Below are 12,079 nucleotides of genomic sequence, written 5' to 3' on the forward strand. Positions count from 1 at the left end.
GCCGAGCGGCGGTTTCTGGTCGTAGGCGCCGGAATGCGGCAGATCCAACGCCGTGGGACAGCGCCGTCACGTGCCCGACGGCCGCGGCTGCTCCGGCGGAACCGAGCTCTCGGCAACGGCCATCCACTGGTCCAGGTCGGCCTGGGTGAACTCCGGCCACGGTGGCATTCCGGGGAGCTGGCGGAGGAGGTCGTAGGCCTCGGGGATCTGGGGGCCGCGGAGGACCGGGCAGTGGCAGCCGGCGATGACCTCGGCGTTCAGGTGCTGGAATTCGGTGACGACCGTGCCGAACTTCTGAGTGTCCAGCAGGGCGACCCAGGGGGAGACCAGGCGTCCGCCGAAGAACTGGCCGTCGCGGAATTCGTCCGGCGACATCGCCGCTGTTTCGGGGATGGGGGTCGGCACGTTCGTGGCGAAGGTGTCGACGGCCCACAGGACATCGGTCCTCGGGTCGAAGAGGGCGCGGGTCGTGGGGTTGTCGTACAGGGGCGGCCGCTTGGCGACCAGGGTGCGGTCGCCCACGTCGATCGTGTCGCCGTCGGTCATGAAGCGGCACCGGTTGATGGGAGTCTCCCACTCCTCGGCCATGCGGCCGATGGAGAACCACGTCGTCAGCAGGGTCGCGTTCGGGCATGCCGCGAGGACCGCGAGGAGATTGCCGGCGTGGTCGCGGTCGTCGTGGGTGAGGAAGATCCACCGTACGTCCAGGGGATCCACGACGGACCAGGCCGCCTCCAGCCACTGGGAGCGCACCGCGGGCGCCCCGGTGTCCACGAGGACCGGTTCGGCTCCCCGGATCACCATCGAGTTCATCGGGAAGTGGCCGACCGGCGGGGCCTCGAGGGCCCACGGGATGACGAAGGTCTCCTCGGCGATCTTGTAGGGCTGCAGAAGGTCGAAACTTTCCAGGGTTGTCATCGCCGGTCTCCCTAGGGCGGAGTCGCCGCAGCGTCCATGCATCCAGTGCAGCCCCGTGCCGGTCTGACGTCAAACGCGGTACTCGTGACGGTCGGCTTCGGTGAACGACGGGGAGTGCACGGTCGGCGTCGCCGGCAGGTCCCGCCTCGGCTGGGCGTCGGCCCCGTCGGCGTCGGCGCCGGCGTCCTTGGCCCGGGCGCGCAGGAAGTCCGCGACCAGCGGGGCGATCCGCGGCAGCTGGTCCTCCAGGGCGAAGTGGCCGGTGGGGAGCAGGTGGAGCTCGGCCTCCGGGAGGTCGCGCAGGTACGCCCGCGCACCCGGCTCGGTGAAGAACGGGTCGCCCGTGCCCCACACGATCAGCGCCGGCGGGGTGTGGGCGCGCAGCCACTCCTGCCAGGCGGGGTACAGGGCCACGTTGGAGCGGTAGTCGAGGGCGAGGTCGACCTGGGCCGCCTTGCGGCCGGGCAGGTCCAGGAAGTGCTGGTCGAGGGTCCAGCTGTCGGGGTCGAGCAGTGCCGGGTCGGCGACGCCGGTCTCGTACTGGAACCGGGTGCCGTCGAGGGTGAGCAGGTCCTCGATCTGCTCGACGTCCCCCGGGTTCCCACGGCGCAGGGCGATGAACTCCCGTGCCGCGTCGGACAGTCCGTCCTCGTACGCGTTGCCGTTCTGGACGATCAGGCCCTCGATCCACTCCGGGTGCCGGGCGGCGATCCGGAACCCGACGGGCGCGCCGAAGTCGAAGACGTAGAGGGAGAAGCGGTCGAGGCCGAGGGCGGTCACGAAGCCCTCCGTGACGTCGGCCAGCGCGTCGAAGGTGTACGTGAAGTCCGCCGGCGCCTCGGTGCGCCCGAAGCCGGGGTAGTCGGGGGCGATGAGCCGGAACTCGCCCCCGAGCTCCGCCATCAGGCGGCGGTACTGGTGGGAGCCGGACGGGAAGCCGTGCAGGAGCAGCAGGACGGGGGCGTCCGCGGGACCCGTCTCGCGGTAGAAGACGCGGACGCCGTCGACGTCGAGGTGGCGGTGGGTGATCAGGGCCGAGCTCATCACATGCCTCCTTGGGGTGTGGTGGCATTAGATTCGCCGATCATGGCTAACGTGTCAACCGCCTGAGTTAGCATTAGAGTCATGACGGCATCGTTCCCGCTCACCGGCGAGCCCCTCGCCCTGGACCTGGTCAACACCCGTGTCCTGGACGGCACGGTGGACCTCCTCGGCACCCCCGGGGCGCTCGCGGACTGGCTGGCGGCACAGGCCGGCCGACTGGCCGCCGTACCCGGCCCGGTCCCGGAGGTCGGCGCACCCGAACTGGCCGCGGTGCGTGCGGTACGTGACACCGCCGCCCGCCTCATCGCGTCCGCCCGGGGCGGGCAGGCCCCGCCGCCGGACGCCCTGGACCGCCTCAACGGCCACCTGGCGGCCGCCCCCGCCCACCGCGAACTGGCCTGGGGCGAGGACGGCTTCACCGCCGGCACCCGCCGCCCCGCCCCACTCGCCGACCGGCTGGCCGCCGAGCTCGCCGAGGCCGTGGCCGACCTCCTGACCGACCCCCGGCTCGACCGGGTCCGCCGGTGCGAGGGACACGACTGCGTGCTGCTCTTCCTGCCCGCCCACCCCCGCCGCCGCTGGTGCGTCCCCTCCGTCTGCGGCAACCGCGCCCGCGTGGCCCGCTACTACGAGCGCCACAAGGGGGTCCCGCAGGAGCGCCGCCAAGCCCCCTAGGGGCTGCCCCCGCCCGTCCCCGAAATCTCGGGCATTTTCCTTTGGCGTGACCGTCCGTAGCGCTACTGTGACGGAGCTCACTGCCGCCGGGGGGTGGGCGGTCGCACGCGGCCGCCGGGCGTGACCTCGCCCCGCCCTGCCCTGCGGCCGTGTGCCCGGAGGCCGGCGGGCTTCGCCGGCCGCCGCCCTGACGAGCAGAGGAGCAGCGTGGCGCGGCCGCTTCCCCAAGGGATCGAATACCTCATCGAGCAGTTCGACACGTTCGCGGCCAGGCGGGGCGGGAGCCGACGGATACCCGTCGTGCTGCTCAAGCGGGACCCCGCCGAGTCCTGGCGCACCCATGCATCCACCGGACGCACGGTCATCCTGGAGTACCGGGACCGCCTCCGCGACACGGAGCAGACTCCCGCGGTCGACCTCGTCCCGCACGCGCTCGTCGAGGACGACGACGCCAGTCCGCGGGACGCCTTACCCGGGGAGGAGGACCGCGACCCGCCCGGCCAGCACGTCCAACTGCTCGACGCCGTTGTCGAGCAGTTGGAGAGCGCGATGCCCCCCGGCGCCGGCGAACTCAGGCTGCCGCGGTTCCACACCTGCCGCGCCGCCCTCGACGTGCGGGTCGGCGCCGGGCCCACCGCGGCCAGGCGGCGGCGGCTGCGCGACGCCCTCTACGCCCAGCTCCTGCTCCGGCGCCCGCTACTCAACGCACTGGCCGGACTGGCCGGAGCCACCGGCGGCAACTTCGTGTCAGCCGCCTGGAGCTCCCTGGTCCAGCTCCTGGTCGTCGGACTGCCCCGCCGGGTCTACGGCCTGTGGCTCAGCAGGCGCGGCACCCTGCGCTGGCTCGGCTCCCGACGCCCGAAGGGGGCCAACTTCCTCCGCGTGGCGCTGACCGTCACCCCGGCCGGTACCTCCCGGAGCAACCACGCCCTGATCCAGCGCATGCTGCTCATGGCCCTGCTGAACGACCTGTCCAGAGCCGCCAGACCGTCCTGGCTCTGGGTCCACCGGGCACGTCGGCGCTGGCCCTTCGTCCTGCTCCTGCCCGACGTCGGCGGGGAGGGCACCCCCGTGCGCCAGCTGCTCGACACGTACGCGGACATCGCGCGGACCGAGCGGCCCGCGCCCCTGATGGTCCTGGGCGCCGTGTCGGACGAGCCGCCCTCGTACGCGCAGGTCCTGTCCGCCGACCCCCGCAGCGTGACCGTCCTCGGCGACCGCGTGGAGGGCCTGTACGCCCGCGGCACGTCGGCCGTGTACGTCGTCCCGCTGTCCGCACACGACGACGACGGGCCGGCCGACCTCTGGTGGGAGACCAACCCGGTGGTCCCGGTCCGGGCGAACGGCCGGGGGGACTACGTGCGGGTCGTGGCCGTCCCGGTCGTCGTGCTCGCGCTCGTCGCGGGGGGCCTGTACTCCTTCGCGCACCGGGCGGCGCCGTCGTGCCACGAGGTGAGCACGGGAGAGACCGTCGGCATCACCGACGGACACCAATGCCGCTTCGGCGTCCCCGGCCGGGACACCGAGCTGCTCGCCCTGCAGGAGATCGCGGCACGGCAGAACGACGCTGCGGTGCACAGCGGGCGCCCGTACCGGACCGTGGTGTTCTTCGCGCCCCTGACCACCAAGGTCGGCGACTCCACCCCGGTCAGCATGCAGAGCCTGCGCGGCGCGCTCGCCGCGCAGTCCGAGATCAACAGCCGCGTGGGCGACGTCGTCCAGGTACGCCTGCTGATCGCCAACGCGGGGCAGTACTTCGCCTACGGGTCCCGCAACGACCGGGGACCCGACGTGGCGCGGCAGATCATCGATCGGCAGGACCGGGACGGCATCGCCGCCGTGGTGGGCATCACCCAGAGCCGCCCCGCCTCGCTCGCCGCGGTGGAGGAGCTCTCGGACGCGAACATTCCCGTGATCGGCAACTCGGTCACGGGCAGCAGGATGGTGGACGAGCGGCACCCTCCCACCTACTTCCAGGTGTCCCCCTCGAACGACCGGATCGGGCAGGTGATGGCCGCGTTCGCCACGCACGCCGAGCAGCTCGCGGAGTTGACGACGCCGAAGGACGGCGGCCGGACGGCGGTGGTGGTCTACGACCCGTACGACGAGTTCTTCAGCTCCGATCTCCGGACCAAGTTCGCCGAGTACTACAAGGGCGGCAAGGTGGTGACCGTCTCCTACTACGAGCACCGCAACCAGGACGTCAAGGCCGTGGCGCACGAGATCTGCGGCAAGGTCCGGGCCTCCGGCGGGTTCATCCTGTACGCGGGCCGCTCGGGCGAGATGCCGGAGCTGTTCGACACGCTGGACAGGGCCCCGGACTGCAACAAGGAGGACGGGAAGCCGGTCGCCGTCTTCGCCGAAAGCGTGGACGCGGCGTACCTGCAGGACCCCGCGCGCATGCTCCGGGAGCACCCCCATCTGAAGCCGTTCTACGTGACGCTCAACGACTCCAATGGGGCGAAGAGGCCCGGCAGCCCGTACTCCGAGTTCATCTCCCGCTTCCGCACGGTCTTCGGGCCCGGCCCGGTGCCGGAGGGGAACGCGGCCGGGGCCTACGACGCGCTCCGGCTGACAGCCGAGTCGATCACCTCGATCTACGGGCTGAACAAGTCGTCGCAGAGCGGCGGTGCGACCGTCCGGCCGGGGGACGTGCTCCAGCAGCTGTCGAACGGCATCCGGGACTTCTCGGGCACTTCCGGCCTGCTGTCCCTGGACAGCGGCCACCGGTACCCGCCGAACAAGGCGGTCTACGTCATGGAGCCGCGCACGGACGGGAGCGTGCGGACCCTGTTGGCGTGCGGTCTGCTGCCCGACCAGCCGCCCGGCCTGAACCACCCCGCCACCTGGGGCGGCCGGGACACGCCGCACCCCTGCCCCGTGGACGCTCCCTAGCGACGTCGCCCGGCCGCCCGGTGGGCCCCGTGCCCCCGGGCGGCCCTCCCGCCCCCCACGCCCGCGGCGGCCCGCGGCCCGCCCCCCGGCGTCCGCCTCAGTTCAGCATCGCCCGGGCCGCCGCCGCCTCCGCGCGGATCCGGTCCCCGCCCGGCGGGTCGTACGCCGTCACGATCGCCGCGTAGGAGTCCAGCTCCGCGGCCCCGCGCAGGAACTCGCCCCGCTGGACCAGGAGCTGCGCCCGCTCGTAGCGCAGCCGGGCCGGGTGCGAGGGCATCCGCAGCGCCAGCTCCAGTGCCGCGAGCTGGACCCCCGACTGCTCCGGCCGGGCCGCGGCCCAGGCGCGGATGTTGCCCAGGATCCGCTGCACGATCGCCAGCGGCGGGGCCGGCTCCAGGTGCGAGGGGTCCAGCGGGCTGCCCGTGGCGCCGACCACCAGCAGCTCGGCGTCCGTACCGGTCAGCGGCCGCCCGCCGGCGAACGGGTCGGCCAGCACCCGTTCCGCCGGGTCGCCGAAGCCGACCACGAAGTGCCCCGGCAGCGCCACGCCGTACACCGGCGCGCCCGCCCGCCGGGCCACCTCCATCCACACCACCGAGAGCATGATCGGGAGTCCGCGGCGGCGCCGCAGCACCTCGTGCAGCAGCGAGGACTCCAGCTTCTGGTAGTCCACCGGCACACCCTGGAAGCCGTACCGGCCGCCGAGCAGCCCGGCCAGCGCCGAAGCCCAGCCGCGGGCGTCGCGCATGCCGTACGGGAGCTCCCCGGCGAGCCGGTCGAGCTCGATCTCGGCCTCGTCGATGCCCCGTTCGTCCAGACCGGGGTCGCCCGGGTCCAGCTCCGCGGCCAGCAGCAGGCACAGCCGTGCGAGGTCGGGCCGCTCCTCGCGGGCGGCGGAGGCGAACTCCTCCCGCCACCGGCTCACGGCGCGGTCCCGGAGGCGTCGCCGGACGGTGCCCGGAAGTGGTGGTAGGCGTGGTGCGCGGCGAAGCCGAGGCCCTCGTAGAGGCCCTGCGCCCCGCCGTTGTCCGCCTCGACCTGCAGCCAGGCGGCCGACGCGCCCTCCGCCAGCGCCTGCCGGGACAGCGCGGCCATCACCGCGGTGGCCAGCCCCCGCCGCCGCTGCTCGGGCGCCACCTCCACGGCCATGAACCCGGCCCACCGGCCGTCCACCACGCACCGCCCGATGGCCAGCACCTCGCCGGCCCCGGCGCCCTCGCCGCCCTCGCCGCCCTCGACCACCGACGCGAACCACACCGACGGACCGGCCCCGAGCACCTGCGCCACCTCGGGTGCCGGCTCGCCGGACCGCTGGTAGCGGCCCATCCAGGCCGCGTCCGCGGTCCGCGACAGCCGCACCGCGGAGAGGTCCGCCGCCACGTCCGCGATCGGCGCCAGGGCCGCGATCCGCACCTCGGCCGACACCTCCCGCACCCAGCCGCGCCGCTCCAGCTCGGCGCACAGCACCTCCTGGGTGCCCGCGGCGCCGGTCGCCACCTGCACGTACGCCGGAAGCCCTCGTTCCGCGTACCAGGCCGTCACCCGCGCGAGTGCATCGTCGAGGGATATCCCCGGATCGCCGAGCGGCAGGACGGAGTTGGCCCGGCGGGTGAATCCGGCGGCGGCGCGCAGCTGCCAGTCGCCCAGCGCTTCGGCCTCCACGGGCTGCCAGGCGCGCGCAGAGGCCCTCGCGAGCTCCTCGAAAGTCGCTGCCGGACCGCGCCGCCGGGCCGGGGCAGGGGGCACAATCTTGCCCGCTACCAGCGTCGATTCCGCGATGTGGACGGTTTCCCCGGTTCGTCGTGTGATCACGAGCACACCTTCGTCCCAGGATGCGAGAACCCCGACCGTGTCAGTAAAGGTACCGGTGCCGTCCCGCTCGGGGCTGAGGCGTCGAACCGATACGCGTTTTCCCACGTCAGCCGGGGTGATACGTACTTCAAACCGTCCGCCGGCAGTGATTTCCACAGCTCTGTGCGCCCCTCCTGTTCGGATCGTGCCCGGGAACGGAGATACTAGGTGCGGGCATCGACGACGCCGCGCTCCCGCGCGATATGGACAGCCCTACCGAGGAGGAACGAGAGCGTGACCTACGTCATCGCGGAGCCTTGTGTCGACGTCAAGGACAAGGCCTGTATCGAAGAGTGCCCCGTCGACTGCATCTACGAGGGTCAGCGGTCGCTGTACATCCACCCGGACGAATGCGTCGACTGCGGTGCCTGTGAGCCGGTCTGCCCCGTCGAGGCGATCTTCTACGAGGACGACACTCCGGAGGAGTGGAAGGACTACTACAAGGCGAACGTCGAGTTCTTCGACGAGCTCGGCTCGCCCGGTGGTGCTTCCAAGCTCGGTCTGATCGAGCGCGACCACCCGTTCGTCGCCGGCCTTCCGGCCGACATCAACGCCGGTCACTGATCCGGCAACCCGGTCCTGTACGGCGCACCCGCCGTACAGGACCGATGTGCTTTCCTGCCCGTACGAGAAAGTGAGCACCCCGCCGTGGCCGCAGTCTCCGCCCGCCTGCCCGTCTTCCCCTGGGACAAGCTGGAGCCGTACAAAGCGACGGCGGCCGCGCACCCCGACGGCCTCGTCGACCTTTCCGTGGGCACCCCCGTCGACCCCGTCCCGGCGCCCGTCCAGCGGGCGCTGACCGAGGCCGCGGACTCGCCCGGCTACCCCACCGTCTGGGGCACGCCCGCCCTCCGCGACGCGATCGCCGGCTGGGTGGAGCGCCGCCTGGGCGCCGCGTCGGTCGCCCATGCGAACGTCCTGCCGGTGGTGGGCTCGAAGGAGCTCGTGGCCTGGCTGCCGACCCAGCTCGGGCTCGGCGCCGGCGACAAGGTGGCGTACCCGCGGCTCGCGTACCCGACGTACGAGGTGGGCGCGCGGCTGTGCGGCGCCGAGCCGGTGGTGTACGACGACCCGACCGAGCTCGACCCGGCCGGCCTGAAGCTGCTGTGGCTCAACTCGCCCTCCAACCCGACCGGCAAGGTCCTGCCCAAGGACGAGCTGGTCCGGATCGTGGCCTGGGCGCGCGAGCACGGCGTGCTGGTCTTCTCCGACGAGTGCTACCTGGAGCTGGGCTGGGAGGCCGACCCCGTCTCCGTCCTGCACCCGGACGTCTGCGGCGGCTCCTTCGAGGGCCTGGTCGCGGTGCACTCGCTCTCCAAGCGCTCCAACCTGGCCGGCTACCGGGCCGCGTTCCTCGCGGGCGACGCGGCCGTGCTCGGCGAGCTGCTCCAGATCCGCAAGCACGGCGGCATGATGACCCCGGCCCCCGTCCAGGCGGCCACGGTCGCGGCGCTCGGCGACGACGCGCACGTGACCGAGCAGCGCGAGCGGTACGCCGCCCGGCGCGCGGCCCTCAAGGGCGCGCTGGAGGCGCACGGCTTCCGGATCGAGCACAGCGAGGCGAGCCTGTATCTCTGGGCCACCCGCGACGAGCCCTGCTGGGACACCGTCGGGTACCTCGCGGAGCTCGGCATCCTGGTCGCACCGGGCGACTTCTACGGCACCGCGGGCGACCGTTTCGTCCGCGTGGCCTTCACCGCGACCGACGAGCGCGTGGCGGCGGCCGTGAAGCGCCTCGGCGCGGCCTGAGCGGCCCTCCCGCCTCCCGACGGCCCGCGGGAGCCCTGGAACGACGGAAGGCCCCGGAGCGCGCTCCGGGGCCTTCGCGGCGTACGGACCAGGACCGGGCCGCGTGCGGACTACGCGGGCGGACTAGCCGAGCGGGGTCACACCGCCCAGCGCGCCGGTCGGCAGCCCGCCCAGGGACGGCGCCGCGGGGACGGCCGGGAGGGCGCCGCCGGGCACCCCGCCGGCGACGGCGTCGGTCGGCAGGCCCGTGTCACCGGCGGCGCCGGCCGCGTCGCCGACCAGGGAGGTGGCGCTTCCGGCCACGTCCGTGGCCGAGTCCTGGGCGGCCGGAGCGCCCTTCTTGACGGCGTCGCCGCCGGCCTGGCCGGCCGCTCCGGTGGCCTGCTGCGCGGTGGCGTCGACTGCCTGGCCGAGGTTCGCGCTGTCCAGGGCCGTCAGCGAGCCGAGCTGCGGGAGGGCGGGGGCCTCCGCGGCGCTCGCCGCGCCGGCCGCACCGACCACGGGTGCCGCTCCCGCTGCGAGCAGCAGCGCGGTGCGGGCGATCCGGCGGGTCAGGGGGAGGGACATGGTGCTCCTTCAAGCGGGGTTGTCGTGCGTCGTGCCGAGCTACGTACGCCCTTCCAACAGGTCCCGGGGCGGGGTTGGTTGCGGTGGCCCTCGGTAAAGGATTGGTAACGCGTCGCATTATCGGCTTCGTCGAAAATGCGACGACCCGCTGGTGAGCGCCCTGCCGAATCCTTCCGCCCGGTCCGCCCGACCCCCCACGCAGGAGCGACCCCTCGCACGTCCGTCCGGTGCCGGACGGGTCGGCGTCAGCCCGCGGACGGGGTGAGCAGGACCTCCGTCGAAGGGGCCTCGGCGGGACGCCAGCTCCCGCCGTCCTTGCCCGCCGTCCAGACGCGGCCGGCGTACGCGACCTCCACGAGGTCGAGCGCGGCGGCCTGCGAGACCGCCCAGTGCGCCACCGCCCACCCGCGCCGCTCCGAACCGGCCGGCACGGCCAGCGGGGACGCCGGCACCGAGGAACCCTTGGCACCCCCCGGCAGCACCCCCGGCCCGAAGTCCCGCACCAGCGCCGCCCGCACCCGCACCGCCGACCCGGCGACCTGCGCCACCGGCCCCCGGCACGTCACCGCCGCCGGCTCCCGCCCCGTCAGCGCCCCGGCCAGCAGCTGCGCGTCCGGCTCGTGCTTCGCGTACGCCTGCGGGAACCCGCTCATCTGCACCCGCTGCGCCGCCACCGTCAGCGGCAGCCGCGAGTAGCCGCGCACCTCCGCGAGCCGGTCGTAGAAGATCCCCGCCGAGTACACCGGGTCGAGGATCTGCCGGGCCGTGCCCCAGCCCTGCGACGGGCGCTGCTGGAACAGCCCCAGCGAGTCCCGGTCGCCGCGCCGCAGGTTGCGCAGCCCCGACTCCTGCATGGCCGTGGCCAGCGCGATCGTCACCGCCCGCACCGGCAGGCCCTTGCGGGTCCCGACCGCGGCGATGGTGGCCGCGTTCGACGCCTGCTCGGGGCTCATCTCGTACGCGGCGCCCTCCCCGCTGCCGCCGGCCGCGGCGCGCACCGTGCAGCGGGGCGCCCCCGGGCCCCCGTTCGAGTCGTACTGGGCGGCGAAGTACCCGGCGATCCCGAGGAGCACGCCCAGCCCGGCGACCAGGCGCAGCGGACGACGGCGGCGGCGCCGACGGGAGGGCGCGGGGCGGGAATCGGACACGGACGCGGACACGGGCCCACCGTACTCGAGCCACTCCCGAGGTCCACCCGCCGGACGTCGCCGGTCCCGGAGCCCCCGGGGCGTTAGGGTCGGGAGCATGCCCGATACCGCGCTCGACCTCAGCCTCGACGCAGCCGAACTGACCGCCCGGCTCGTCGACATCCCGTCCGTCAGCGGCACCGAGGAGCCCCTCGCCGACGCGGTCGAACAGGCGCTGCGCGCCCTGCCGCACCTGACCGTGGACCGGTACGGCAACAACGTGGTGGCCCGTACGACGCTCGGCCGCGCCGAACGCGTCGTGCTCGCCGGGCACCTCGACACCGTGCCCATCGCCGACAACGTCCCCTCCCGCCTGGACGAGAACGGCGTGCTGTGGGGCTGCGGCACCACCGACATGAAGTCCGGGGTCGCGGTCCAGCTGCGCATCGCCGCGACCGTCCCCGAGCCCAACCGCGACCTCACCTTCGTCTTCTACGACAACGAGGAGGTCGCCGCCGATCTCAACGGCCTCGGCCACGTCGCCGCGGCGCACCCGGAATGGCTGGTCGGCGACTTCGCCGTCCTGCTGGAGCCCTCCAACGCGCAGGTCGAGGGCGGCTGCCAGGGCACCCTGCGGGTGCTGCTGAAGACCAGGGGCGAGCGGGCCCACTCCGCGCGCAGCTGGATGGGCTCCAACGCCATCCACTCGGCCGGGCCGATCCTGGCGAAGCTCGCCGCGTACGAGCCGCGCAAGCCCGTGATCGACGGCCTGGAGTACCACGAGGGCCTCAACGCCGTGGGCATCGAGGGCGGGGTCGCCACCAACGTCATCCCCGACTCCTGCACGGTGACGGTGAACTTCCGGTACGCCCCCGACCGCACCAAGGAGGACGCCGAGGCGCACGTCCGCGAGGTGTTCGCCGACTGCGGCGTGGACGAGTTCGTCGTCGACGACCACAGCGGCGGCGCGCTGCCCGGCCTCTCGCACCCGGCCGCGGCCGCGTTCATGGACGCCGTCGGGGGCCTGCCCATGCCGAAGTTCGGGTGGACGGACGTGTCCCGCTTCAGTGCGCTCGGCGTGCCCGCGGTCAACTACGGGCCGGGCGACGCGCTGCTCGCGCACAAGGTCGACGAGCGGGTGGACACGAAGGCGATCATCTACTGCGAGGACCGCCTGCGCGCCTGGCTGACCTCGGACCTCTGACCGCCGCCACCGCGGCCCGGCGCGCGTACGCCCTCCTGTGGCCCGGAAT

The 12,079-nt window shown here is 73.7% G+C and carries 11 protein-coding genes; 5 read left to right on the forward strand and 6 right to left on the reverse strand.

Annotation, left to right across the window (positions count from 1 at the left end):
• Nucleotides 1-66 precede the first annotated feature (66 nt).
• The gene (locus IF43_RS0123200) at nt 67-918 is read right to left on the reverse strand and encodes an MBL fold metallo-hydrolase (protein ID WP_030203922.1); all 852 of its coding nucleotides are present in this window, start codon (nt 916-918) and stop codon (nt 67-69) included.
• A gap of 69 nt (nt 919-987) precedes the next feature.
• Nucleotides 988-1,962: an alpha/beta fold hydrolase gene (locus tag IF43_RS0123205; protein ID WP_078910376.1), complete on the reverse strand. Its 975-nt coding sequence runs from the start codon at nt 1,960-1,962 to the stop codon at nt 988-990.
• A gap of 81 nt (nt 1,963-2,043) precedes the next feature.
• On the opposite strand from IF43_RS0123205, the gene IF43_RS0123210 reads away from it, so the two are divergent.
• Nucleotides 2,044-2,637, forward strand: a complete 594-nt coding sequence (locus IF43_RS0123210) for an ABATE domain-containing protein (protein WP_030203926.1) — start codon at nt 2,044-2,046, stop codon at nt 2,635-2,637.
• A gap of 207 nt (nt 2,638-2,844) precedes the next feature.
• Complete coding sequence (locus tag IF43_RS0123215) at nt 2,845-5,532, forward strand: ABC transporter substrate-binding protein (RefSeq protein ID WP_158939469.1); 2,688 nt, start codon at nt 2,845-2,847, stop codon at nt 5,530-5,532.
• Nucleotides 5,533-5,629: 97 nt separating this feature from the next.
• Here the strand turns inward: IF43_RS0123215 and IF43_RS0123220 are convergent, their stop codons facing one another.
• Nucleotides 5,630-6,457 carry a transglutaminase-like domain-containing protein gene (locus IF43_RS0123220; RefSeq protein WP_030203933.1) on the reverse strand — a complete coding sequence of 276 codons (828 nt, stop codon included), beginning with the start codon at nt 6,455-6,457 and terminating at the stop codon, nt 5,630-5,632.
• Nucleotides 6,454-7,500 (reverse strand): GNAT family N-acetyltransferase, encoded by a 1,047-nt coding sequence (locus tag IF43_RS36790; protein ID WP_030203937.1) that lies wholly within the window; start codon nt 7,498-7,500, stop codon nt 6,454-6,456. Before IF43_RS36790 ends, IF43_RS0123220 begins: the two co-directional genes overlap by 4 nt.
• Before the next feature lie 117 nt (nt 7,501-7,617).
• Here IF43_RS36790 and fdxA point away from each other — a divergent pair, with 117 nt between their 5' ends.
• Both fdxA and dapC read left to right on the forward strand, forming a co-directional pair.
• On the forward strand, nt 7,618-7,947 hold the full coding sequence (fdxA, locus tag IF43_RS0123230; RefSeq protein WP_030203941.1) for a ferredoxin: 330 nt from the start codon (nt 7,618-7,620) through the stop codon (nt 7,945-7,947).
• Nucleotides 7,948-8,031: 84 nt separating this feature from the next.
• Nucleotides 8,032-9,132 carry a succinyldiaminopimelate transaminase gene (gene dapC / locus IF43_RS0123235; protein WP_030203944.1) on the forward strand — a complete coding sequence of 367 codons (1,101 nt, stop codon included), beginning with the start codon at nt 8,032-8,034 and terminating at the stop codon, nt 9,130-9,132.
• 123 nt (nt 9,133-9,255) lie between these two features.
• Here dapC and IF43_RS0123240 read toward each other — a convergent pair whose 3' ends face one another.
• On the reverse strand, nt 9,256-9,699 hold the full coding sequence (locus IF43_RS0123240) for a hypothetical protein (protein WP_030203948.1): 444 nt from the start codon (nt 9,697-9,699) through the stop codon (nt 9,256-9,258).
• 245 nt (nt 9,700-9,944) lie between these two features.
• Nucleotides 9,945-10,859 (reverse strand): hypothetical protein, encoded by a 915-nt coding sequence (locus IF43_RS0123245; RefSeq protein WP_234332479.1) that lies wholly within the window; start codon nt 10,857-10,859, stop codon nt 9,945-9,947.
• Between the two features lie 85 nt (nt 10,860-10,944).
• On the opposite strand from IF43_RS0123245, the gene dapE reads away from it, so the two are divergent.
• Nucleotides 10,945-12,030, forward strand: coding sequence for a succinyl-diaminopimelate desuccinylase (gene dapE / locus IF43_RS0123250; RefSeq protein ID WP_030203952.1), 1,086 nt, complete (start codon nt 10,945-10,947; stop codon nt 12,028-12,030).
• The last annotated feature ends 49 nt before the right edge of the window (nt 12,031-12,079 follow it).

This window comes from Streptomyces sp. NRRL S-87, assembly GCF_000719335.1.
Taxonomy (GTDB): Bacteria; Actinomycetota; Actinomycetes; order Streptomycetales; family Streptomycetaceae; genus Streptomyces.